Origin of the sequence: Mesorhizobium loti, assembly GCF_003148495.1 — a bacterium.
Taxonomy (GTDB): Bacteria; Pseudomonadota; Alphaproteobacteria; order Rhizobiales; family Rhizobiaceae; genus Mesorhizobium; species Mesorhizobium loti.
In genome coordinates this window covers 241,154-264,613 of sequence record NZ_QGGH01000006.1, presented here as the reverse complement: position 1 = coordinate 264,613, position 23,460 = coordinate 241,154, and the positions used below count along the sequence as shown (strand labels likewise).

At 63.6% G+C, this 23,460-nt stretch carries 19 protein-coding genes and 1 other RNA gene; 19 read left to right on the top strand and 1 reads right to left on the bottom strand.

The window, feature by feature from the left end; translation table 11 throughout:
- Positions 1–46: 46 nt before the first annotated feature.
- An RNA gene (gene rnpB / locus C8D77_RS23150) (RNase P RNA component class A) lies at positions 47–446 on the top strand.
- A 135-nt stretch (positions 447–581) separates the two neighbouring features.
- Here the strand turns inward: rnpB and C8D77_RS23145 are convergent.
- A complete protein-coding gene (locus C8D77_RS23145) occupies positions 582–1,697 on the bottom strand; it encodes a cystathionine gamma-lyase (protein ID WP_109668274.1) in 1,116 nt (371 codons plus the stop codon).
- A gap of 409 nt (positions 1,698–2,106) precedes the next feature.
- Between C8D77_RS23145 and mraZ the strand changes: the two genes are divergently transcribed.
- From mraZ to C8D77_RS23055, 18 genes are all read left to right on the top strand, one after another.
- The gene (gene mraZ / locus C8D77_RS23140) at positions 2,107–2,565 is read left to right on the top strand and encodes a division/cell wall cluster transcriptional repressor MraZ (RefSeq protein ID WP_109668271.1); all 459 of its coding nucleotides are present in this window, start codon (positions 2,107–2,109) and stop codon (positions 2,563–2,565) included.
- The gene (gene rsmH / locus C8D77_RS23135) at positions 2,562–3,578 is read left to right on the top strand and encodes a 16S rRNA (cytosine(1402)-N(4))-methyltransferase RsmH (protein ID WP_109668268.1); all 1,017 of its coding nucleotides are present in this window, start codon (positions 2,562–2,564) and stop codon (positions 3,576–3,578) included. The genes mraZ and rsmH overlap by 4 nt, the downstream gene beginning before the upstream one ends.
- A gap of 4 nt (positions 3,579–3,582) precedes the next feature.
- Entirely contained in the window at positions 3,583–3,978 is a 396-nt protein-coding gene (ftsL, locus tag C8D77_RS23130) for a cell division protein FtsL (RefSeq protein ID WP_109668266.1), read from the top strand.
- Positions 3,975–5,684 carry a peptidoglycan D,D-transpeptidase FtsI family protein gene (locus tag C8D77_RS23125; protein ID WP_109668264.1) on the top strand — a complete coding sequence of 570 codons (1,710 nt, stop codon included), beginning with the start codon at positions 3,975–3,977 and terminating at the stop codon, positions 5,682–5,684. The genes ftsL and C8D77_RS23125 overlap by 4 nt, the downstream gene beginning before the upstream one ends.
- 54 nt (positions 5,685–5,738) lie before the next feature.
- Positions 5,739–7,193 (top strand): UDP-N-acetylmuramoyl-L-alanyl-D-glutamate--2,6-diaminopimelate ligase, encoded by a 1,455-nt coding sequence (locus C8D77_RS23120; RefSeq protein WP_109668262.1) that lies wholly within the window; start codon positions 5,739–5,741, stop codon positions 7,191–7,193.
- Positions 7,190–8,647: a UDP-N-acetylmuramoylalanyl-D-glutamyl-2,6-diaminopimelate--D-alanyl-D-alanine ligase gene (locus C8D77_RS23115; RefSeq protein WP_109668260.1), complete on the top strand. Its 1,458-nt coding sequence runs from the start codon at positions 7,190–7,192 to the stop codon at positions 8,645–8,647. Before C8D77_RS23120 ends, C8D77_RS23115 begins: the two co-directional genes overlap by 4 nt.
- 19 nt (positions 8,648–8,666) lie before the next feature.
- Positions 8,667–9,749, top strand: a complete 1,083-nt coding sequence (gene mraY / locus C8D77_RS23110; protein ID WP_109668258.1) for a phospho-N-acetylmuramoyl-pentapeptide-transferase — start codon at positions 8,667–8,669, stop codon at positions 9,747–9,749.
- Positions 9,750–9,757: 8 nt separating this feature from the next.
- Positions 9,758–11,158 carry a UDP-N-acetylmuramoyl-L-alanine--D-glutamate ligase gene (gene murD, locus C8D77_RS23105; RefSeq protein ID WP_109668255.1) on the top strand — a complete coding sequence of 467 codons (1,401 nt, stop codon included), beginning with the start codon at positions 9,758–9,760 and terminating at the stop codon, positions 11,156–11,158.
- Entirely contained in the window at positions 11,158–12,309 is a 1,152-nt protein-coding gene (gene ftsW, locus C8D77_RS23100) for a putative lipid II flippase FtsW (RefSeq protein ID WP_027034940.1), read from the top strand. Before murD ends, ftsW begins: the two co-directional genes overlap by 1 nt.
- Before the next feature lies 1 nt (position 12,310).
- Positions 12,311–13,438, top strand: a complete 1,128-nt coding sequence (gene murG / locus C8D77_RS23095; RefSeq protein ID WP_109668253.1) for an undecaprenyldiphospho-muramoylpentapeptide beta-N-acetylglucosaminyltransferase — start codon at positions 12,311–12,313, stop codon at positions 13,436–13,438.
- Positions 13,435–14,841 carry a UDP-N-acetylmuramate--L-alanine ligase gene (murC, locus tag C8D77_RS23090; RefSeq protein ID WP_109668251.1) on the top strand — a complete coding sequence of 469 codons (1,407 nt, stop codon included), beginning with the start codon at positions 13,435–13,437 and terminating at the stop codon, positions 14,839–14,841. Before murG ends, murC begins: the two co-directional genes overlap by 4 nt.
- Positions 14,838–15,803, top strand: a complete 966-nt coding sequence (gene murB / locus C8D77_RS23085; protein ID WP_109668249.1) for a UDP-N-acetylmuramate dehydrogenase — start codon at positions 14,838–14,840, stop codon at positions 15,801–15,803. Before murC ends, murB begins: the two co-directional genes overlap by 4 nt.
- 301 nt (positions 15,804–16,104) lie before the next feature.
- Positions 16,105–17,031 carry a D-alanine--D-alanine ligase gene (locus C8D77_RS23080; protein ID WP_109668247.1) on the top strand — a complete coding sequence of 309 codons (927 nt, stop codon included), beginning with the start codon at positions 16,105–16,107 and terminating at the stop codon, positions 17,029–17,031.
- Positions 17,019–17,960, top strand: coding sequence for a cell division protein FtsQ/DivIB (locus C8D77_RS23075; protein ID WP_109668245.1), 942 nt, complete (start codon positions 17,019–17,021; stop codon positions 17,958–17,960). The genes C8D77_RS23080 and C8D77_RS23075 overlap by 13 nt, the downstream gene beginning before the upstream one ends.
- Positions 17,957–19,264, top strand: coding sequence for a cell division protein FtsA (gene ftsA, locus C8D77_RS23070; RefSeq protein ID WP_109668243.1), 1,308 nt, complete (start codon positions 17,957–17,959; stop codon positions 19,262–19,264). Before C8D77_RS23075 ends, ftsA begins: the two co-directional genes overlap by 4 nt.
- A 67-nt stretch (positions 19,265–19,331) precedes the next feature.
- The gene (gene ftsZ, locus C8D77_RS23065) at positions 19,332–21,014 is read left to right on the top strand and encodes a cell division protein FtsZ (protein ID WP_109668241.1); all 1,683 of its coding nucleotides are present in this window, start codon (positions 19,332–19,334) and stop codon (positions 21,012–21,014) included.
- A gap of 282 nt (positions 21,015–21,296) precedes the next feature.
- On the top strand, positions 21,297–22,247 hold the full coding sequence (gene lpxC / locus C8D77_RS23060; RefSeq protein ID WP_109668238.1) for a UDP-3-O-acyl-N-acetylglucosamine deacetylase: 951 nt from the start codon (positions 21,297–21,299) through the stop codon (positions 22,245–22,247).
- Positions 22,248–22,510: 263 nt separating this feature from the next.
- Positions 22,511–23,380 (top strand): outer membrane protein assembly factor BamD, encoded by an 870-nt coding sequence (locus tag C8D77_RS23055; RefSeq protein WP_109668236.1) that lies wholly within the window; start codon positions 22,511–22,513, stop codon positions 23,378–23,380.
- Positions 23,381–23,460 lie beyond the last annotated feature (80 nt).

Genomic DNA, 23,460 nt, shown 5'->3' with positions numbered 1-23,460 from the left:
GCTTTTTCGTTTGCGTTTTTGGGCGTGAACCCCTTTATACGCCTTGCCAGCTGGCTGGGCGGCCGCACCCGCAAACGCCGAAAGGTCGCGGGTGAGGAAAGTCCGGGCTCCATGGAAACACGGTGCCGGTTAATGGCCGGCGGGGGCGACCCCAGGGAAAGTGCCACAGAAAGCAAACCGCCACGGTTTACCCGTGGCAAGGGTGAAAGGGTGGGGTAAGAGCCCACCGCGCGACTGGCAACAGGAGCGGCACGGTAAACCCCACCGGGAGCAAGACCGAATAGGGGCGGTGCGAGGGGAAACCCTCGAGGGCTGTTTCCGGCTCACCGTCCGGGTAGGTTGCGTGAGGCGCATGGCAACATGCGCCCAAGATGAATGGCCGCCACGTTCTCGCCTCGCAAGGGGCGAGGGCCATACAGAACCCGGCTTACAGGCCAGCTGGCAATTCTCTCCATATCGAAGAGAAGTATTTTGAGATCAGCAGGTTGCGCCCTCGGGCGCGCCTGTTGATTCAAGCTTGTTCAGCGATCCATCCATGCAAGCGCAACATTGAGGCCGATGACCTGGCTCGCTAGTCGATTTCAGCTGCTGATCTTGTCCAGCGACGTCTCGATCGCCTTCCAGAGCTCTTCCACCGGCTCGCAGCCGACCGAGAGGCGAACGAAACCAGCGGGAACCGCATCACCTCGCTTCAAGCGCCGCTCGGCGGAGGTGTGGACGCCGCCGAAGGATGTCGCGGCCTGCATCAGTTCGCAGTTGTTGATGAAATCCTCGGCCTTGTCCTCCGAGGCAAGCTCGAAAGAGATGAGAAAGCCGAAGCGCTCCATCTGGGCGCGGGCCAGGTTGTGCGACGGGTCGCCTTCCAGCCCGGGATAACGCAGGCCGCTGATTGCCCGGTGACCCTGCAGCCGCCGCGCGATGACTTCCGCCGACGAGCACATGCGATCGAAGCGCACATCCAGTGTTTCGAGGCCGCGATGCACTAGCCAGGCTTCGAACGGCCCGGGAATGCTGCCGGAAACCTCGCGCCAGCCGGTCACGGCGGCGATGATATCGGCATTGCGGCTGGCGACATGGCCGAACAGCACATCGGAATGGCCATTGGGTGCCTTGGTGTCGGCGGCAACGACGATATCGGCGCCATGGTCGAGCGGCCGCTGGCCGAAGGGCGTCATGGTCGTGTTGTCGACCACAAGGATCGCGCCGGCTTTGTGAACAGCATCGGCGACGGCCGCGATGTCGCAGATATCCAGCCCCGGATTGGCAGGGGTTTCGACAAACGCCACGCGATAGCCATCGAAGCCGCCATCGAGGAAGGTCGAAGTCGGCCTGACATCGTAGGTGATGCCGAGCGGCTTGAGGAAGCGATCGGCCAGCGCCCTTGTCGTGTGGTATCCGTCCGAAGGCAGCAGGATACGGTCGCCGGCTTTGAGCACGGCAAAAAACGCCGCCGAGATTGCCGCCATTCCGGAAGGGAAGGCGACGCAGGGCGCATCTTCCAGATGAGCCAGCATATGTTCAATCGCATCCCAGGTCGGGTTGCTGAAGCGGCCGTACTGGTTGAAGCCGGTGGCGTCGCCGGGCGCATGAAAAATGGCGGCCATGGTCAGGGGCAGCGGGATGGAATCGCCCATGGCAAGTCCGCCGCGACGCAAATGAGGAAGTGCTGCAGCGCGTGACTTTGCTGTTTCGGACATCGAATTTCCAACCCTGTTTGCGACCGACGAGATGTGCCAGACGCTATGCCCGGCAGCGGCTCGCGGCAAGGCGCGTCGGGTTGGGCCAGGCGGCTCTAAACGCTTCGTTAGGCTTAATGATCCATAAAGACGAGACGTGCCGTCACGGCTGCTCTCATTGGTTGCGGCGCGCGTGTTTGTGAAGCCTATTCCCGTTGACGCCCATAGTGCCCCATGATATCCCATTTCGACATCAAAGCCTTCGTTCCGCGTCAGGGTAAAGCGTACGCCAATCGGGCAGCCGCGGCGGCTGCGCGTTTGCCGGTTTTTGCCCGTGCGGACGAGGTTGATACGGGGCAGGGAACGCGCTGCGGCGGCGCGTGCGACAAGATGGAGAGGGGTGCGGCGGCGCAAGCGGCTGTAGCGTTTAATGGACCGGTTTCTGTCAAACACGGTGAGCAGGATCGATGCGAAGGGACGGGTATCCGTTCCCGCGCATTTCCGTGCCGTCGTGCAGAAGCGCGGCTATTCGGAGCTCTACGCGCTGCGCTGCCTGGACCTGTCGGCGATGGATGTCGGCGGGCTCGACCTGCTCGACCGCTACGAGCAGCGCATCGCGCTCGAAGATCCCTTCCTGCAGACGGCGGACGATATGTCGTTCTTCTGCCATGGCGACGGAACCTTCTTGAAACTCGACCAGGACGGCCGCATCACGATGAGCGATTTCATTCGCGAACACACCGGCATTTCGGCGGAAGTGGCCTTTGTCGGGCGCGGCAATTTCTTTCAGATCTGGGAGCCGGGACGGCTTGCCGCCTATGGGGCGCAAGCGCGGGCCCGGCTTTTGCAGCTTCGGCAGGGGACGAAGCCTGGGGAGCGACCGGAATGACGGCGAGCCACGGCGATGACCTTCACGCCGTTGGCGGATCGGCCCGCCACATTCCGGTCCTCCTTGGCGAAGTGCTCGAAGCACTGGCGCCGGCGCAGGGCGACATCATCATCGACGGCACGTTCGGCGCCGGCGGCTACACCAGGGCCATTCTGGCGACGGGCGCCTCCGTGGTGGCGATCGACCGAGATCCTGATGCCATTGCGGCCGGGCGCGATATGGAAGTGCAGTCGGGCGGCCGGTTGCGGCTGGTGCAGGCGCCGTTCTCGACGCTGGACGAACATGTCGAGCGCGCCGACGGCGTCGTGCTCGACATCGGTGTGTCCTCGATGCAGCTCGACCAGGCCGAGCGCGGGTTTTCGTTCCGTGCCGACGGGCCGCTCGACATGCGCATGGCGCAGGCTGGTTTGAGCGCCGCCGACGTCGTCAACAGCTTCAAGCCGGGCGACCTTGCCCGCATCTTCGGCTTCCTCGGCGAGGAGCGCCATGCCGGGCGCATCGCCCGCATGATCGAGACTCGCCGCGAAAAGCGCCCGTTCGAACGCACGCTGGAACTCGCCGACGCCATCGAGACGCATATCGGTCGCGCGCCGAAGGACAAGATCCATCCGGCCACGCGCGTCTTCCAGGCGCTGCGCATCTTCGTCAATGATGAGCTTGGCGAACTGGCCAAGGCCTTGTTTGCCGCCGAACGCGCGCTGAAGCCGGGCGGACGGCTCGCCGTGGTGACGTTCCATTCGCTGGAAGACCGCATCGTCAAGCGTTTCATCGCCGACCGAGCCGACGTCGCGACCGGCTCGCGTCACCTGCCCGAGGCTCATGCGCGCACCGCGACCTTCCGCAAGGCGGGTGGCGGCGTGACGGCCGGCGACGCCGAGGTGGCGGCCAATCCGCGCGCCCGTTCGGCCAGGCTGCGCGCGGCGATCCGCACCGAGGCGCCGGTCCGCAGTGGCGACTTTTCGATTTTCGGCCTTCCAAAGCTTCCCGGTATCGACCGGCCGGGGGAGAGGTAGCTAAGTGTTTCGTACCAGCGACATCGTCCTGATCGCCGTCATGGTTGCGGCGGCGGCCCTTACCTACAAGGCCAAGCGCGAGGCCGAGGAACAATTGGCGTCGGTGCAGAAGATCCATGCGCAGATACGCTATGAAGAGGACACGATCGACCTGCTCAAGGCGGACTGGAGCCTGCTCACCCAGCCGTCGCGGCTGCAGAAGCTGACCGAACTCTACAAATCACAGCTCGCATTGGAACCGGTCAGCGCTCGTCAGATCGTCGGCATCGGTGATCTGCCGGCCAAAGCCCTGGACATTCAGGACATCTTGAACGGACGCCAGGGTGGTATGGCCGACAATTCCGACCAAGCGCCTCCGGGCGGCAGGGATCCCGTGGTGACCGGAGGCATCGCCCAATGATCGGCAAACTGCTGAAGCGTCGCGCCAGGACGAGTGAAGACGGATCGATCGTGGTCGATGGCGCCCGCAAGGCGACCGGCGGCAAGGGCAGGACGCGCATCGTGATGACGATGGCGGTGTTCTTCGGCATCTTCTCGACCATTTCCGGGCGGCTGGTCTATCTCGGCTTCCAGACCCCCGACATGTCTGGCGGTCCGCAGAGCCGGGTGACGGCATCGCGGCCCGACATTGTCGACCGCAACGGCGAAGTGCTGGCGACGGACATCAAGACGGCGTCGCTGTTTGCCGAACCGCGCCGGATCGTCGACGCCGATGAGGCGATCGAGAAGCTGTCGACGGTGCTTCCGGACATCGACTATGAGCAGACCTACCACAAGCTGAAGAGCGGCGCCGGCTTTGTCTGGCTGCAGCGGCAGCTGACGCCCAAGCAACAGTCCGACATCATGCAGCTCGGCATTCCCGGCTTCGGCTTCCGCACCGAGAAGCGCCGTTTCTATCCGAGCGGCGAGACCTCGTCCTACATTGTCGGGCTTACCAACATCGACAACCAGGGCATCTCCGGAATGGAGAAGTATGTCGACGAGCAGGGCCTGAGCGACCTGCAGGCATCGGGCCTCGCGGTGGCCAAGGATCTCAAGCCGGTGAAGCTTTCGATCGATCTGCGCGTCCAGCATGTGGTGCGCGACGAGATCGCCGCCGGCCTGGAGCGCTATCGCGCCATGGGCGCTGGCGCCGTTGTGCTTAACGTAAAGACCGGCGAAGTGGTGGCGATGGCCTCGGTGCCGGATTTTGATCCGAACAATCCTTACAATGCACAGGACAAGGACCGGCTGAACCGCATGTCGGCGGGTCTCTATGAGATGGGCTCGACCTTCAAGAGCTTCACCTCAGCCATGGCGCTCGATTCCGGCAAGGCGACGATGGCGAGCCGCTTCGATGCTTCGCATCCAATCCGGGTCGGCCATCAGGCCATTCACGATTTCCACGGCAAGAACCGTGTGCTGTCGTTGCCGGAGGTGTTCCTCTATTCGTCCAACATCGGGTCGGCCAGGGAGGCCGAGATGGTCGGCATCGAGGGGCACCGCGAATTCCTGCATCGCCTTGGCATTCTGGACAAGATGCAGACTGAACTGCCGGAAGTCGCCCGCCCGACTGAACCGAAGGTCTGGAAACAGGTCAATTCGTTCACGATCGCCTTCGGCCACGGCGTGTCGACGACACCGCTGCAAGCGGCTGTAGGCTGCGCGGCGCTGATGAATGGTGGCTTCCTGATGAACCCTACCTTCCTGATACGTACGCAGGCGGAAGCGATGGCCACAGCCAAGAAAGTGGTCAGCGAAAAGACCGTCGAAGGCATGCGCTACCTCTATACGCTCAACGCCGAGAAGGGCTCGGCCAGAAATGCCAGAGTCCCCGGCTACCGGGTTGGCGGCAAGACCGGAACAGCCGAGAAGGTCATCAACGGCCGCTACTCGAAGGAGTTGAATTTCAACACCTTCGTCGCCGCCTTCCCGATGGACGATCCGCAGTACCTTGTGTTTACGATTGCCGATGCCCCGCACCCGGAAAAGCCTGGCATGACAGACGTCGCGGCCTCGAATGCGGGCGTTATGGCGGGAAACATCATCAGACGTGCGGCTGCCATGCTTGGCGTGAAGCCAGATTTCAGCCATGAAAATGGTGCAACGCTGGTTTCCTATCAGTGATTCTTAGGGCGCGCCGGCAACAGCGCGCTATTTTGTTGCGGTGAACGGGACTCGATGAAGCTCAGAGATCTAGCCGGTATCCTGCCCGTCGAGGGAATAGCTTCCGTCGATCTGGAGGTTACAGGGATTTCTTCGGATTCCCGCCAGGTAAAACCGGGCGTTGTCTTTTTTGCGCTCGCCGGAACCAAGGCCGATGGTGCCGTTTATGCCGCCGACGCCGCCGCGCGCGGAGCGGCCGCGATCGTGGCGGGCAAGGGCAGCACCATTGCCGGGCTGTCGGTTGCGGTATTGGCGGTCGATGATCCGCGCCTGGCGCTGGCGCTGAGTGCGGCCCGCTATTTCGGCAAGCAGCCGCAGACCATGGTCGCGGTGACCGGCACCAGCGGCAAGACGTCGGTCGCCGCCTTCACCAGACAGATCTGGGAGCAGGCCGGCTATGCCGCCGCTTCGATCGGCACCACCGGCGTGGTGGCGCCGGGCCGCAACGATTATGGCTCGCTGACGACGCCAGATCCGGTCGCTCTGCATCAATTGCTACGGGAATTGGCCGATGCCGGCGTCACCCACGCCTCGATGGAAGCTTCCAGTCATGGGCTCGATCAGCGCCGCCTCGACGGCGTGAAGCTGGCGGCCGGCGGTTTCACCAATCTCGGCCGCGACCATATGGACTATCACCCGACCATCGAGGACTATCACCGCGCCAAATTGCGCCTGTTCGACACACTGCTGCCGAAGGGCGCGCCGGCCGTGATCTTCGCCGACGATCCGTGGTCGGCGCCGACAATCCAGGCCGCACAGGCTGCCGGGCTCAAGGTGCTGACTGTCGGCCGCCATGGCGATTTCCTCAGGCTAAAGCGGGTTGAGCACGAGCGCCACCGCCAGCGCGCCGAGGTCGAGGCCGACGGCGTGCTCTACGAGATCGACCTGCCGCTGGCCGGTGATTTCCAGATTTCGAACGCGCTGGTTTCGGCGGGGCTTGCCATTTCCACGGGAACACCCGTCGCCAAGGCTTTGATGGCGTTGGAGAAACTGAAGGGCGCGCCGGGCCGGCTCGACCTCGTCGGCACCACCGTCAATGGCGCGCCGGTCTATGTCGATTATGCCCACAAGCCCGACGCGCTGGAAAACGTGCTGGCCTCGGTGCGGCCGTTCACCACCGGCCGCGTCATCGTCGTGTTCGGCTGCGGCGGCGACCGCGACCGGGGAAAAAGGCCGATCATGGGCGAGATTGCGACGCGGCTTGCCGATGTCGTCATCGTCACCGACGACAATCCGCGCTCCGAAGTGCCGGAAACGATCCGCGCCGCCATCCTCGCGGCTGCCCCCGGTGCCATCGAGATCGGCGACCGGCGCCAGGCGATCCACGAGGCGGTCGCCATGCTGCATGCCGGCGACACGCTGATCGTGGCCGGCAAAGGCCATGAGGAGGGCCAGACGATCGGCTCCGAGACCTTGCATTTCTCCGATCATGAGGAAGTTCGCGCAGCGCTCACGGAGCGTGCCGCATGAGCTTGCTGTGGACCTCCGAGGCGCTGGTTGCCGCCATGGACGGGCGGCCTCTCGGGCCGATGCCGGAAGGCATTTCAGGCATTTCGATCGACAGCCGCAGCCTGCAGCCGGGCGACGCCTTCTTCGCCATCAAGGGCGAGGCGATGGACGGCCATGACTTCGCAACCGCCGCCATCAAGGCCGGTGCCGGCGTGCTGGTGGTGGCCGAAGGCAAGCTGCCGTCGCTCGGCCGGCTGACGGCGCCGATCATCGTCGTCGAGGATGTGCTGGCCGCGCTGGAAAAACTCGGAGTGGCCTCCCGAGAACGCTCCCAAGCCAAAATCATCGCGGTGACCGGTTCGGCCGGCAAGACGACCACCAAGGAAGCGCTGCGCCATGTGCTGCAAGCCGTCGGAAAGGTGCATGCCTCGGCGCAGTCCTTCAACAATCACTGGGGCGTGCCGCTGACTTTGGCGCGCATGCCCAATGATTGCGACTATGCCGTGTTCGAGATTGGCATGAACCATCCCGACGAGATCCGTCCGCTGGTCAAGATGGTAAGGCCGCATGTCGCCATCGTCACTATGATCGCGGCCGCCCACCTTGGCTTCTTCCGCAATCTGGACGAGATCGCCAAGGCCAAAGCCGAGATTTTCGAAGGATTGGAGCCTGAGGGCGCTGTCGTCCTCAACCGCGACGACGCGCGCTTCAAGATTCTCGACAAGATGGCGCAGGCCGCCGGTGTCGAGCACGTCTACGGCTTCGGCGAGAATGCGCGCTCGACCTTCAAGCTCGTCAAATGCGAATTGCATGCGGATCATTCCGACATCACCGCCAGGATCAGCGGCCACGAGGTGACGGCGCGGATCGGCGCACCCGGCCGCCATATGGTGCAGAACGTGCTGGCGGTGCTGGGTGCGGCGCATCTGGTCGGCGCAGATCTCGACAAGGTGGCACTCGCGCTGGCCGATCTTTCGGCCGAACGCGGGCGCGGCAAGCGCCATGTCCTGCGCCACCCCGGTGGCCCGACTTCGAGCCACCCCGGCGGGCCGATCACGCTGATCGACGAGAGCTACAACGCCAATCCGGCATCGATGGCCGCTGCGATGGCATTGCTCAACGCGACGCCGGTGACGGGCGAGGGTCGTCGCATCGCGGTGCTCGGCGACATGCTCGAGCTCGGCGACCACTCGGCCAAGCTGCATGCTGCCCTTGCCGAGCTCATCGTCGGCACCGGGACACAGACCGTCTTTCTCGGCGGCCCGGAGATGCGGGCGCTGGCCGAGATACTGCCGGCCGAGATCAAGACGGAATACCGCGCCGGTGTCGAGGAGCTGAAGCCGGTGCTGCTTGCCGCGCTGAAGCCGGGCGATGTGGTGATGATCAAATCGTCGAAGGGCATCGGTTTTGCAAAACTGGTCGATGCGCTGCTGGGCAAATTCCCTGCTGAATCGACAACCAGAAAACAGACCTAGGTCGGGGGACGAAAAGCGCATGTTTACACTGCTCGTCGATTTTGCGGATAAGGTCTCGGTCTTCAATGTCTTCCGCTACATCACCTTCCGCACCGGCGGGGCGCTGATCACGTCGGCGCTGATCGTCTTCATTTTCGGGCCGACCATCATCAATTCGCTGCGGCTGCGGCAAGGCAAGGGTCAGCCGATCCGCGCTGATGGACCGCAGACACATTTCAAGAAGGCCGGCACGCCGACCATGGGCGGTCTGATGATCCTGTCGGGCATCATCGGCTCGTCGCTTTTGTGGGCGAACCTGTCGAGCATCTATGTCTGGGTGGTGCTGCTGGTGACGCTGGGCTTCGGCTCGATCGGCTTCTACGACGACTATCTCAAGGTGACCAAGCAGTCGCATCTCGGCTTTTCCGGCAAGGCGCGGCTGGCGCTTGAATTCGTCATCGCCGGCATCGCCGCCTGGGCGATCATGCACAATGGCCAGGCGCCGTTCTCGTCGTCGCTGACATTCCCCTTCGCCAAGGAGTTCATCGTCAATCTCGGCTGGTTCTTCATTCCGTTCTCCTGCTTCGTCATCGTCGGCGCCGGCAATGCGGTGAACCTGACCGACGGCCTGGACGGGCTGGCGATCGTGCCGATCATGATCGCGGCGGCCTCCTTCGGCGTCATCGCCTATCTCTCCGGCAACGCCGTCTTCGCCGAATATCTGCAGATCCATTTCGTGCCCGGCACCGGCGAACTGGCGGTCGTGCTTGGCTCGGTCATCGGCGCCGGCCTCGGCTTCCTCTGGTTCAACGCGCCGCCGGCGGCGATCTTCATGGGCGACACCGGCTCGCTGGCCATGGGCGGCCTGATCGGCACGGTCGCGGTCGCCACCAAGCACGAGATCGTGCTGGTCATCGTCGGCGGATTGTTTGTCGTGGAAATCCTGTCCGTCATCATCCAGGTCGGCTATTTCAAGATGACCGGCAAGCGGGTGTTCCTGATGGCGCCGATCCACCATCATTTCGAAAAGCTCGGCTGGACCGAAAGCCAGGTGGTGATCCGCTTCTGGATCATCGCCGTCATCCTGGCGCTGGTTGGCCTGTCGACCCTCAAGCTGAGATAGGAAGCCCTTTGATCCCCGCCGCATCCTTTTCAGGCAAGCACGTTTCGCTCTTCGGGCTCGGTGGCTCGGGGATCGCGACGGCGCGCGCGCTGATCGAGGGTGGGGCGGACCTGCTGGCCTGGGACGATAATCCCGACAGCGTCGCCAAGGCCTCGGCTACCGGAATCGCAACCGCCGATCTGCGCGGTGCCGACTGGGCGAAGTTCTCGGCTTTCGTGCTGTCGCCAGGCGTGCCGCTGACGCATCCCAAGCCGCATTGGACGGTGGAGCTGGCGCGCGGTTCAGGCGTCGAGATCATCGGCGACATCGAGCTTTTCTGCCGCGAGCGAATGCTTAGTGCGCCAACGGCGCCCTTCATCGCCATCACCGGCACCAACGGCAAGTCGACGACGACCGCGCTGACCGCGCATATCCTGAAGGCGTCCGGCCGCGACACCCAGATGGGCGGCAATATCGGCCGCGCGGTGATGACGCTCGATCCGCCCGAGCCCGACCGGCATTATGTCGTCGAATGCTCGTCCTACCAGATCGACCTCGCGCCCTCGATCAACCCGACGGCCGGCATCCTGCTCAATCTGACGCCCGACCATCTCGACCGTCACGGCACCATGCAGCACTACGCCGCGATCAAGGAACGGCTGGTGGCCGGCAGCGAGACGGCGATCATCGGCATCGACGATTCCTGGTGCGCGCAGATTGCCGAGCGGCTGGAGCGGGCGGGACGGCATGTCATCCGCATCTCCAAGCGGCTGCCGCTGACCGACGGCTATTTCGCCGACGGCACCAATCTGATGGAAGCCGTGCACGGCCGCTACAGCCGCGTCGCCTTCCTCGAAGGCATCGGCTCGCTGCGCGGCCAGCACAATGCGCAGAACGCGCTGGCAGCGGTCGCTGCTTGCCTGAAGGTCGGGCTGGAACTTGGCGAGATCCAGTCGGGGCTCGAAAGCTTTCCCGGCCTTGCGCACCGCATGGAGCAGGTCGGCCGCAAGGACCATGTGCTGTTCATCAACGATTCCAAGGCGACCAATGCCGATGCGGCGGCGCCGGCACTGTCGAGCTTTCAGCGCATCTACTGGATCGCCGGCGGCTTGCCCAAGGAAGGCGGCATCGAGCCGTTGCGCGGCTTCTTCCCGCGTATCGCCAAGGCCTATCTGATTGGCGAGGCCGCGCCGGCTTTTTCGGCGACACTGGGCGAGGCCGTGCCTTACGAGATTTCAGGCACGCTGGCCGCGGCGGTCGAGCACGCCGCGCATGATGCGGCTAAGGATGACAGCGGCGAGGCGGTGGTGCTGTTGTCGCCGGCCTGCGCCAGTTTCGACCAGTTCAAGAATTTCGAAGTCCGTGGCGAAGCCTTCAGGCAAGCTGCGAATGCTATCGAGGGTGTGAAACCCATCGGAGGGGCACGATAATGCAGAGCCGTCTCGACAAAAGTCCGGTTGCGACCTGGTGGTGGACGATCGATCGCTGGTTCCTGGCGGCGTTCCTGTCGCTGATGGGGCTTGGCATCGTCTTGTCCTTCGCGGCCAGCCCGGCGGTGGCCGAACGCATCGGTCTCGACAGTTTCCACTTCGCCACAAGGCAGATCATCTTCACCGTGCCGGCGCTTGGCGTGATGCTGGCCGTGTCGTTCCTCGATTCCCGGCAGATCCGGCGCATGGCGCTGATCATGCTGTGCCTGATGCTGGTGCTGATGGTGGCGGTGCTCTACATCGGCGTCGAGGTGAAGGGTGCGCGCCGCTGGGTGTCGCTTGCCGGCCTGTCGATCCAGCCCTCTGAATTCCTCAAGCCCGCCTTCGTCATCATGTGCGCCTGGCTGTTTGCCGAACACAAGCGCCAGCCCGACATTCCGGGCAATCTGTTCGCCATGCTGCTGCTGGTGCTGGTCGTGTCGCTGCTGGTGGCGCAACCGGACCTCGGCCAGACCATGCTGACGACCGGCACCTGGGGCATCATGTTCTTCATGGCGGGGCTGCCATGGCTGTGGATCGTCGCGCTGGGTGCGGCCGGCGTCGGCGGCGTTTTCGCCGCCTATACGGTGTTTCCGCACGTTGCCTTGCGCATCGACAAGTTCCTCACCGGCGAAGGCGACACGTTCCAGGTCGACATGGGACGCGAGGCGCTGATCAATGGCGGCTGGTTCGGCGTCGGGCCGGGTGAGGGTACGGTCAAGCGGGTCATCCCCGACAGCCATGCCGACTTCGTCTTCTCGGTCGCCGGCGAAGAGTTCGGGCTGATCATGTGCTTCTTCATCATGTCGATCTTCGCCTTCATCGTGCTGCGCGGCCTCAACACGGCGCTGAAGGAACATGACGATTTCACCCGCTATGCGGTCGGCGGTCTCGTCACCGTCTTCGGCCTGCAGGCTGTCATCAACATGTGCGTCAACCTGCAGTTGGTGCCGGCCAAGGGCATGACGCTGCCGTTCATCTCCTATGGAGGCTCCTCGCAGATCGCCATCGCCATCTCGATGGGCATGGTGCTGGCGCTGACACGCAAGCGGCCGGAAAAGCGCAAGCAGATGGGCTTTGGCCTGTCGCAACGCGCCGTGCCGGCGGAGTGATATGGCCAGAGGCGTCATCCTTCTCGCGGCGGGCGGAACCGGTGGGCACCTTTTCCCGGCCGAGGCGCTGGCGCATGAGCTGAACGAGCGCGGCTGGTCGGTACATCTGGCGACCGACGACCGTGCCGAGCGTTTCGCCAGCCATTTCCCTGCCGCCGCCATCCATCCGATCCAGTCGGCGACGATGGGCTCGAAAAATCCTTTTGCCCTGCTTGGCGCCTTCTGGAAAATCTGGCGCGGCGTGCGTCAGGCTTCCGCCATCATTGGCAGGATCAAGCCGGATGCCGTCGTCGGCTTCGGCGGCTATCCGACCTTGCCGCCGCTCTACGCGGCGACACGGCGCAAGGTGCCGACGCTGATCCATGAGCAGAACGCGGTGATGGGACGCGCCAACCGTGCTCTGGCCGGCCGCGTCGATGCCATCGCCGGCGGCTTCCTGCCGCAGGACACCAGTTCTGCCGGCGTCAAGACGGTGACGACGGGCAATCCGGTCAGGCCTGCCGTGCTGGAAGCGGCCAAGACGGCTTATGCGGCGTCGACCGGGGAACAGCCGTTCCGCCTGCTGGTGTTCGGCGGCAGCCAGGGCGCCCAGTTCTTTTCCGATGCCGTGCCGGGAGCCATGGCGCTGCTTTCCGATGCCCAGCGCAAGCGGCTGGTGATCACGCAGCAGGCGCGCGCGGATGACGTGGCGCGGGTCAAGGCGGCCTATGCCGCCCTTGGCGTCGCCGTCGAGGTCTCACCCTTCTTCACCGATATGGCGCAGCGCATAGCGACCGCTCACCTGGTGATCTCGCGCTCCGGTGCCTCGACTGTCTCGGAGATCGCCGTCATTGGCCGGCCGGCGCTGCTGGTGCCTTACCCCTATGCGCTCGATCACGACCAGGCGGCGAACGCGGCGGCCCTTGCCGCTGCTGGCGGCGGCGAAGTGCACCCACAATCCTCGCTTTCGCCCGAACGCATCGCAGCGCTCGTCGGCGGGCTGATGGATGCTCCCGAGCGGCTGGCGGCGATGGCGGCGGGCGCGAAATCGGCAGGCAGGCCGGACGCGGCACGGTTGCTCGCTGATCTCACAGAGGCTATTGCGTCGAAAAAAACCGTTTCGGATTTCAGGAAGGGGACGCACGCATGAAGATGCCGCAGACCATCGGCCTTGTGCATTTCATCGGTATTGGCGGCATCGGCATGAGCGGCATTGCCGAAGTGCTGCACAATCTCGGCTACAAGGTGCAAGGGTCCGACCAGGCCGAAAGCGCCAATGTGCAGCGGCTGCGCGACAAGGGCATCGAATGCTTCGTCGGCCACAAGGCCGAGAACCTCGGCGATGCCGAGGTGGTCGTCGTCTCGACGGCGATCAAGAAATCCAACCCGGAGCTCAAGGCCGCGCGCGAAAAGCTGTTGCCGATCGTGCGCCGGGCCGAGATGCTGGCCGAGCTGATGCGCTTTCGCCAGGCGGTGGCGATCGGCGGCACGCATGGCAAGACGACGACGACCTCGATGGTGGCGACCTTGCTCGACGCCGGCGGGCTCGATCCGACCGTCATCAATGGGGGCATCATCAATGCCTATGGCACCAACGCGCGCATGGGCGACGGCGAATGGATGGTGGTCGAGGCCGACGAGAGCGACGGCACCTTCCTCAAGCTGCCGGCCGAGATCGCCGTCGTCACCAACATCGATCCCGAGCATCTCGATCACTATGGCAGTTTCGACAAGGTGCGCGAGGCCTTCCGCCAGTTCGTCGAGAACGTGCCGTTCTACGGTTTTGGCGTGATGTGCACCGATCATCCTGAGGTGCAGGCGCTGGTCAGCCGCATCGAAGATCGCCGCGTCATCACCTATGGCGAGAACGCGCAGGCCGATGTGCGCTTCACCAACCACCGCATGGCCGGTGCCATTTCGGAATTCGACGTGGTGATCCGCGACCGCAAGACCGGCGGCCAAACGACGATTGCAGGCCTGCGCCTGCCGATGCCCGGCCGTCACAACGTCTCCAACGCGACGGCTGCGATCGCCGTCGCGCATGAGCTCGGCCTGTCGGCCGAGGCGATCAAGAAGGGCCTGTCGTCCTTCGCCGGCGTCAAGCGCCGCTTCACCCACACCGGTTCGTGGGACGGCGTCGAAATATTCGACGATTACGGCCACCATCCGGTCGAAATCTCGGCGGTGCTGAAGGCGGCACGCAGCGCCACCAAGGGCCGCGTCATCGCCATTGCCCAGCCGCATCGCTTCACCCGACTGCATGACCTATTCAACGAGTTTTCGACCTGCTTCAACGACGCCGACACGGTGATGGTGGCGCCGGTCTACGCGGCCGGCGAAGAGCCGATCGACGGCGTCAGTTCGGACGCGCTGGTGTCGCGCATCCGCGCCGGCGGCCATCGCGACGCTCGCTACATCGAGGGTCCGGCGGCGATTGCGCCCATCATCCGCGATCTGGCCAAGCCGGGCGATTTCGTCGTCTTCCTTGGCGCCGGCAACATCACCCAATGGGCCTATGCGTTGCCCAAGGAGCTTGGCGGGACCGTCTCATGATGCACGGCCAGGCCCTGATCGACAGACTTGGCGACCGGCTTGCCGGCCTGCGCGGCCGCCTCACGCCGAATGCCGAGATGGACAAGATTACCTGGTTCCGCGCCGGTGGGCTGGCCGAGGTGCTGTTCCAGCCGGCCGACGAGGAAGATCTTGCGGCGTTCCTGCGCGCGGTTCCCGAAGAGATACCGCTGACCGTGGTTGGCGTTGGCTCGAACCTTCTGGTTCGGGACGGCGGCATTCCAGGCTTCGTCATCAGGCTTTCGGCGAAAGGTTTCGGTCAGATCGAGAGAACAGCAACTGGCGGGATCAACGCCGGTGCTGCCGCCCCTGACAAGCGCCTCGCCGCATTTGCCCTGGAGGAAGGCATTGGCGGGTTCCATTTCTACCACGGCATTCCCGGCGCCGTAGGCGGCGCGCTTGTCATGAATGCCGGCGCCAACGGCGTGGAGACCCGCGAACGGGTTGTCGAGTTGCGAGGGCTTACTCGCAAGGGGGAAATCACGACATTCCTGGCTGAGGACATGGACTATTCTTATCGCCATTCGGCGGTGCCGGCTGGCGTGATCTTCACATCGGCGGTTTTCGAGGGGTATCCAGAAGAAAAGGCGGCGATCAAGGTGGCGATGGAGGCCGTGCAGAACCATCGCGAGACCGTGCAGCCGATCCGCGAGAAGACCGGCGGCTCGACCTTCAAGAATCCCGAAGGCACGTCGGCCTGGAAGGAGATCGACAAGGCGGGTTGCCGCGGCCTGATGATCGGCGGCGCGCAGATGTCGCCGATGCATTGCAACTTCATGATCAACACGGGAACCGCGACCGGCTACGATCTTGAATATCTCGGCGAGACGGTGCGCACGCGGGTGCTGGAGAATTCCGGAATCCGGTTGCAATGGGAAATCAAGCGCATCGGCAATTTCCGGCCGGGGCATGCCGTCCAGGAGTTTCTCGGACAGCTGCTTTAGCCCGCGTCGAACTTCATGTGATACATGAACTTCGACGGGATCAAAACGACCCGCGACCGTTGCTGTAAAGACTCAACGACACGCTTTTCGCATCCATTTTCTCAGAAAGTGAATCTCTCGGAATCGTAAGCACTTGCCAGTGAATCAACTCTCTGATTCTCTGCTCAAAAGCGTTTCCTGATTTGAGTCGTTCGACGCGTTACCCGCGTTTTCCGTCTGGGGGGCAACCTGCTGGGAGACTCGGACTCAATGTTGCGGAAAATCTTGGTTTTTGGTCCGCCGTGAGAGGGGATGCCGGGGAATGAAAAGCAAGCATGTGGCCGTCCTGCTGGGTGGTTTTTCGTCCGAGCGGCCCGTGTCCCTGTCTTCGGGAAAGGCTTGTGCCGATGAGCTCGAGAAGGAAGGCTACCAGGTCACGCGCGTCGATGTCGGGCGCGATGTCGGCTCCGTGCTTGCCGAGCTCAAGCCCGATGTTGTCTTCAACGCGCTGCATGGCCCTTTTGGCGAGGACGGCACTGTCCAGGGCATCCTCGAATATCTCGGCATTCCCTACACCCATTCCGGCGTGCTCGCCTCGGCTCTGGCCATGAACAAGGAGCAGGCCAAGCGGGTTGCCAAGGCGGTCGGCGTGCCGGTCGCCGAATCGAAGGTCGCCAGCCGCTTCGCCATCCAGAGCAAACATCCGATGAAGCCGCCCTATGTGGTCAAGCCGGTCAATGAGGGCTCGAGCTTCGGCGTCGTCATCGTGCATGAAGGCCAGTCGCATCCGCCGCAGGTGATCGGCTCGTCCGAGTGGAAATATGGCGATACCGTCATGGTCGAGCGTTACATCCATGGCCGCGAGCTGACCTGCGCGGTGATGGGCGATGTGGCGCTGGGGGTCTGCGAGATCATCCCGACCGGCCATTCCTTCTACGACTATGATTCAAAATATGTCGCTGGGGGATCAAAGCACGAATGCCCCGCAAAAGTTTCACCGAATATTTACCAAAAAATACAAACACTGGCGCTCAAGGCTCACCAAGCGATCGGTTGTCGGGGCGTTTCCCGGTCGGACTTCCGTTATGACGATCGGCATTCCGAAAACGGCGAGGTTGTGTGGCTCGAGGTCAACACCCAGCCGGGTATGACGCCGACGTCCTTGGTGCCTGAAATCGCCGCCCAGGCCGGGCACTCGTTTGGCGATTTGTTGAGTTGGATGGTGGAGGACGCTTCGTGTCTGCGTTGAAATGGGGACAGGGTAAGGAGAGGGGCGCGGCCGGGCCGGCGCTGTTCGGCCTGCCGTTGTCGTTGGACCATTTCGTGCTGCCGCGGATGCTGCGCCGCCCGGTGCGCATTCTGGCGCGCCTTGGCGTCGGGGAATTCCAGGCGCCGCGCTTTTCCGCGGCCATGATGTCGGCCGTTTTGATTGCCTCGAGCAGTGCCTATGGCGCCTATCTCGGCGGCCATGTCGACGGCATCGTGCAGAGCATCACTGCCCGCACCGGCTTTGCCGTCGACCAGGTCAAGGTGGTCGGCAATCGCCAGACCTCGGAGATCGATATTCTCGACAGGCTCGAGCTCGACGGTTGGACGTCGCTGATCGGCTTTGACGCCGAGGCGGCGCGCGAGCGCATCTCCGGCCTGCCGTGGATCGAGGTTGCGGCGGTTCGCAAGGTCTACCCGCACACGCTGGAAGTGCGCGTCGAAGAGCGCCAGGCCTTCGCGCTCTGGCAGCAGGGCGATGAGCTGTCCGTCATCGAGAAGGATGGCGCTGTGATCGCGCCGTTCTCGGGCGGCAAGCAGGTGTTGCTGCCGCTGCTGATCGGCACCGGCGCGCCGGCGAGCGCGCCCGACTTCATCGCCAAGATCGAAAAATATCCTGATCTCGCCACCCGGATCAAAGGCTATATCCGCGTCGGCGAACGGCGCTGGGACCTGAAGCTGGACAATGGCATCACTGTCAAGCTTCCCGAGGATGACGAGGATCAGGCGCTGGCCGAACTCGTCAAGATGGACCAGGACAAGGGGCTGTTGTCACGCGACATCGCCGCCGTCGACATGCGCCTGACCGACCGGCTGGTCGTGCAGTTGACGCCCGAGGCGGCAACGCAGCGCGAAGCCGCACTCAACGAAAAACCCAAGAGCCTGAAGCGCAAGCCGGAGACGAAGATATGAGCTGGCTTGGCGGTCATGGCGATGCCTCGTCGCGCCGATCCGGGACCCTGACGGTGCTGGATGTCGGTTCGAGCAAGGTCTGCTGCATGGTGGCCAAGCTGAAGCCGTGCGATGACGGCAAGCTGTTGCGTGGCCGCTCGCACCGGATCCAGGTTATCGGCATCGGCCATCAGAAGTCGCAAGGCGTGAAGTCGGGGGTTGTCGTCGATCTCGACCGCGCCGAGCATGCCATCCGTCTCGCCGTTGATGCGGCGGAGCGCATGGCCGGGCTGACGGTCGATTCGCTGATCGTCAACATGACGGCCGGTCGGCTGAAGAGCGAAGCCTTCTCCGCCACCATCAATCTTGGCGGCCATGAGGCCGACGAGACCGACATCAAGCGCGTTCTCGGCGCCGGCGCCAAGCAGGCGCTGAAGGTCGAGCGCGAGGTGATCCATTCGCTTCCAGTCGGCTTCTCGCTGGATGCGGAACGCGGCGTGCGCGATCCGCGCGGCATGGTCGGCGACGCACTCGGCGTCGACATGCATGTGTTGACCGGCGACGCTGCGCCGATGCGCAATTTGGAGCTTTCCATCAACCGTTCGCATCTGTCGGTCGAGCGCATGGTGGCGACGCCCTATGCCAGCGGGTTGGCGGCCCTGGTCGACGACGAACTGGAAATGGGCGCGGCCTGCATCGACATGGGCGGCGGCACGACGACGATCTCGGTGTTTTCGGAAGGCAAGTTCGTCCATGGCGACGCCATCGCCATCGGCGGCAATCATGTCACGCTGGACATGGCCAAGGGACTGTCGACCTCGCTCGATGCCGCCGAACGGCTGAAGGTGATGCATGGCTCGGCGCTGCCCGGCAGCGCTGACGATCGCGACCTGGTTTCGATCCAGCCGATCGGCGACGATGGCGATGTGCCTTTGCAGATCCCGCGCTCGGTGATGACGCGCATCGTGCGCGCTCGCATCGACGAGACGCTCGAACTGCTGCGCGACCGGCTCAACAAGTCCGGCTACGGCAATGCGGTGGGCAAGCGTGTCGTGCTCACCGGCGGCGCCAGCCAGCTTGCCGGCCTGCCGGAAGCGGCGCGCCGCATCCTGGGACGCAATGTGCGCATCGGCCGTCCGCTCGGCGTGGCCGGCCTGCCGGAAGCGGCGAAGGGGCCGGCTTTCTCGGCCGCGGTAGGGCTTCTGATCTATCCGCAGATGGCGAGCTTCGAGAGCCATCCGGCGAAAGGAATTTCCGGTCTCAGAATGACCGGAACGGGCGGAAAACTGCATCGCATGAGTCAGTGGTTGAGAGACAGTTTCTAAATTGACGGGGACAGCCCCATAGGCGGCCGCGGCGGCGAAGCGGCGTGAAAGGCAAAGGACGGAGACAATGACCATCAATCTGCAAAAGCCGGACATCACCGAGCTTAAGCCGCGCATCACCGTGTTCGGTGTCGGCGGCGGCGGCGGCAATGCCGTCAACAACATGATCACCGCCGGTTTGCGCGGTGTCGAGTTCGTGGTGGCCAACACCGACGCGCAGGCGCTGACCATGTCGAAGGCCTCACGGCTGATCCAGCTTGGCGCGCATGTCACCGAAGGCCTTGGCGCCGGATCGCAACCGGAAGTCGGCCGTGCGGCGGCGGAAGAGTGCATCGACGAAATTCTCGATCACCTGACCAACACCCATATGTGCTTCGTCACCGCCGGCATGGGCGGCGGCACCGGTACGGGTGCTGCTCCCGTCGTTGCCCGCGCTGCCCGCGAAAAGGGCATCCTCACCGTCGGCGTCGTCACCAAGCCGTTCCATTTCGAAGGCCAGCGCCGCATGAAGACGGCGGACTTCGGCATCGAGGAATTGCAGAAATGCGTCGATACGCTGATCGTCATCCCCAACCAGAACCTGTTCCGGCTGGCCAATGACAAGACCACCTTCGCCGACGCTTTCGCCATGGCCGACCAGGTGCTCTATTCCGGTGTTGCCTGCATCACCGACCTGATGGTCAAGGAAGGCCTGATCAATCTCGACTTCGCCGACGTCCGTTCCGTCATGCGCGAGATGGGCAAGGCGATGATGGGCACCGGCGAGGCTTCGGGCGAGGGCCGCGCGATGGCCGCCGCAGAAGCGGCAATCGCCAACCCGTTGCTCGACGAGACCTCGATGAAGGGCGCCAAGGGCCTGCTGATCTCGATCACCGGCGGCCGCGACCTGACGCTGTTCGAAGTCGACGAAGCGGCAACGCGTATCCGCGAGGAAGTCGACCAGGACGCCAACATCATCCTGGGCGCCACCTTCGACGAGGAACTCGAAGGCGTCATCCGCGTCTCGGTGGTTGCCACCGGCATCGACAAGTCGGCGGCTGAAATCGCCGCTGCGCCGATCTCGATCCGCACGGCGCCGCCGAAGCCGGTCAGCCGCCCAGCCGTTGCCGCGGTGGAAAGCCGCCCGGCGCCGGTCCAGCAGGCGGCATACGAGCCACGCGCGGCCGACCCGGTCGCCGAAGCCATCCAGCTGGCCGAAGCCAATGCCGCGGCCATGGCTCAGGCGCGCCCGGCTCCGGTCGCTCACGCTGAAGATTTCCGCCCGCAGAGCAAGATCTTCCAGGCGCCGCCAGCACAGCCGATGCCGCAGCCGGTGGTCCAGCAGATGATGCAGCCGGCTCCGCAGCCGCGCGAGATGCTGCGCGAAGCCCCGCAGCCGGTTGCCATGGCGCCGCAGCGGATGCCGCGCGTCGAGGACTTTCCGCCCGTCGTCAAGGCCGAGGTGGATGCCAAGAGCCGCCCGGTCGACCACGAGAACAACAGCGGACCGATGGGCCTGCTGAAGCGCCTGACCAACGGCCTGACCCGCCGCGAAGAAGAGCCTGCACGGCTGCAGCCGGCGCAGCCGCGCGAGCCCAAGCTGCGCCAGGCAGCGCCCGAAGTGCGCCGTCTCGCCAGCCAGGACGCGCAGCTCTACGCACCGCGCCGTGGTCAGCTTGACGACCAGGGCCGCCTGACACCGCAGGTCAGGTCGACTCAGGAAGACGATCAGCTGGAGATTCCGGCGTTCTTGCGCCGCCAGGCCAACTGATTGGTAAACGGACTGTAACATTTGTTAACAGGCAAGCGAGGAATCGCTTGCCTGTTAACGTTTTTAAATGATGTGATTTCAATCACTTACCAAATCGTGCCCATTCCAGTTTGCGGTTACACAGAGTAAGAAACCGTGATTTGGAGTCTCCCTGACGGGACATTATCTTCGCTGCCTACCATCGTCGGTTTGCCGGGATTTCGGGGGAAGTCGCCCTGCTTGCCGATTCACACAAGAGCCGCGCCCTCGGGCTGGAGAAGCGGACCTAGGCATTACGGGCTTATGGGGATTGTCTTGCACGACTATCAGACGACATTGAAGACGCGCGCGTCGCTTACTGGCACCGGCGTCCACAGCGGCAAGGAAGTTTCCATCAGCTTTTTGCCGGCGGATGCCGACACCGGTATCGTTTTCCAGCTTTTCAACGGTGCAGAGCAGGGCCGCGAGTTCCGCGCCCTGGTCTCGGAAGTCGGCGCTACCGACCTGTGCACTATGCTTGGTGATCCCGCGGGCGAACACATCGCCACGGTCGAGCACATCATGGCGGCGCTGTTCGGGCTCGGCATCGACAATGTCGCCATCGAGATCGATGGTTCCGAGGTTCCGATCTTCGACGGCAGCGCCATGGCGTTCGTCGGAGCCATCGATCAGGCGGGCATCGAGACGCTCTCGGTCAAGCGCCGCTATATCAGGGTCATCAAGCCGGTCCGCATCGAGAACGGCGCCTCCTGGGCGGAGTTCAGGCCCTATGACGGCACCCGTTTCGAGATCGAGATCGACTTCGAAAGCCCGGCAATCGGCCGTCAGCTGTTCGCATCCGACCTCAATGCCGATATCTTCCGCCGCGACATCGCGCGCGCGCGCACCTTCGGCTTCATGAAGGATGTCGAGCGGCTGTGGGCCGCCGGCTATGCGCTCGGCTCCTCGCTGGAGAACTCGCTGGTGATCGGTGACGACAACCGCGTCATCAACATGGGCGGCCTGCGCTATCCCAACGAATTCGTGCGCCACAAGACGCTGGACGCCATGGGCGACCTGGCGCTGGCCGGTGCCCGCTTCATCGGCTGCTTCCGTTCCTACCGCGGTGGTCACAGGATGAATGCCGCGGCTTTGCGCCGCCTACTGTCCGACCGCACCGCGTTCGAGATCGTCGAGACGACGCGCCGCGAGCGTGGCCGCACCGCCGAGATGAACGCCGTCAACGCACCGCTCTATGCGCCCTGGATGATCTGATTTCCTTCATTTTTTCGGGTTCCATAACGGGCGGCTAGTGTTGCATGAATGCACCACCTGCTGGTGAAATTGCACGGATGTTCAAGCTGTGTCCGGCCGCCATAAAAATGCGCGATTGGCCGGAGATAGCGTTGCCGGGCAAGGCGGTTATGGTTTATGGCTGCTGCCGTCGATTAGGGCATGTCGTTCAAAAGTGGGGACCAGTTTTGAAACAATGGCATGCAACGGGCATTGAAATAACGCCGAAAGGGCGGAATCCAATCATGTTTTTCAAGCGAGTTGGTCAATTGAAAGCGCCGCAGAGGGCTGTTTTCCTGGCGCTTTCGGTGGTTGTTCCATCGCTCTTTCTATCGGCCTGCATGTCGTCGGAGAAGGATATCGACCTGTCGACCTATGTCGACCAGACCGAACCGGCCGATGTTCTCTACAATCAGGGCCTGGCCAATCTCAATGCCGGCCGCCTGCAGGAGGCAAGCCGCAAGTTCGACGCCGTCGACCGCCAGCATCCCTATTCGGAGTGGGCCCGCAAATCGATGGTGATGGGCGCTTTCGCCGACTATCGCCAGGGCCACTACGACGAGGCGATCGGCTCGGCCAAGCGCTACCTCACGCTGTATCCGTCGACCGATGACGCCGCTTACGCGCAGTATATCATCGGTTTGAGCTACTACCGCCAGATCAAGGACGTGACGCAGGACCAGAAGGAAGCGCGCCAGACCCTTCAGACCATGCAGGATCTGGTGACGCGCTGGCCGACATCGGAATATGTCGACGACGCCAAGGAAAAGATCCGCTTCGCCAACGATCAGCTGGCCGGCAAGGAAATGCAGATCGGCCGCTATTATCTCGAGCGCCGTGAATACATCGCCGCCGTCAAGCGCTTCCGCACCGTGGTCGAGAACTATTCCAACACGCGCCATGTCGAGGAGGCGCTCGCTCGCCTGACCGAAAGCTATTACGCGATGGGCCTGACCTCGGAGGCGCAGACCGCCGCCGCCGTGCTCGGCACCAACTACCCCGACAGCTCGTGGTACAAGGATTCCTACAAGCTGCTGCAGAGCAACGGGCTTGCACCGCGCGAAAATGCCGGGTCGTGGATATCCAAGGCCGGAAAGATGATCACCGGCGCCTGACGTCTGAGTATCGACTGAAGCGTTCACAGCGCTTTTCGGATTGATCCGACGCTCAAACAAAAAGATAGTGCGGCGCTGCG

Coding starts and splice junctions, on each gene's coding strand:
- C8D77_RS23115 (WP_109668260.1), top strand. CDS start 7,190: ATGAGCTTGCTGTGGACCTCCGAGGCGCTGGTTGCCGCCATGGACGGG.
- ftsZ (WP_109668241.1), top strand. CDS start 19,332: ATGACCATCAATCTGCAAAAGCCGGACATCACCGAGCTTAAGCCGCGC.
- mraZ (WP_109668271.1), top strand. CDS start 2,107: ATGGACCGGTTTCTGTCAAACACGGTGAGCAGGATCGATGCGAAGGGA.
- murC (WP_109668251.1), top strand. CDS start 13,435: ATGAAGATGCCGCAGACCATCGGCCTTGTGCATTTCATCGGTATTGGC.
- C8D77_RS23055 (WP_109668236.1), top strand. CDS start 22,511: ATGTTTTTCAAGCGAGTTGGTCAATTGAAAGCGCCGCAGAGGGCTGTT.
- C8D77_RS23080 (WP_109668247.1), top strand. CDS start 16,105: ATGAAAAGCAAGCATGTGGCCGTCCTGCTGGGTGGTTTTTCGTCCGAG.
- murG (WP_109668253.1), top strand. CDS start 12,311: ATGGCCAGAGGCGTCATCCTTCTCGCGGCGGGCGGAACCGGTGGGCAC.
- ftsW (WP_027034940.1), top strand. CDS start 11,158: ATGCAGAGCCGTCTCGACAAAAGTCCGGTTGCGACCTGGTGGTGGACG.
- ftsA (WP_109668243.1), top strand. CDS start 17,957: ATGAGCTGGCTTGGCGGTCATGGCGATGCCTCGTCGCGCCGATCCGGG.
- lpxC (WP_109668238.1), top strand. CDS start 21,297: ATGGGGATTGTCTTGCACGACTATCAGACGACATTGAAGACGCGCGCG.
- mraY (WP_109668258.1), top strand. CDS start 8,667: ATGTTTACACTGCTCGTCGATTTTGCGGATAAGGTCTCGGTCTTCAAT.
- C8D77_RS23145 (WP_109668274.1), bottom strand. CDS start 1,697: ATGTCCGAAACAGCAAAGTCACGCGCTGCAGCACTTCCTCATTTGCGT.
- C8D77_RS23125 (WP_109668264.1), top strand. CDS start 3,975: ATGATCGGCAAACTGCTGAAGCGTCGCGCCAGGACGAGTGAAGACGGA.
- rsmH (WP_109668268.1), top strand. CDS start 2,562: ATGACGGCGAGCCACGGCGATGACCTTCACGCCGTTGGCGGATCGGCC.
- C8D77_RS23120 (WP_109668262.1), top strand. CDS start 5,739: ATGAAGCTCAGAGATCTAGCCGGTATCCTGCCCGTCGAGGGAATAGCT.
- murB (WP_109668249.1), top strand. CDS start 14,838: ATGATGCACGGCCAGGCCCTGATCGACAGACTTGGCGACCGGCTTGCC.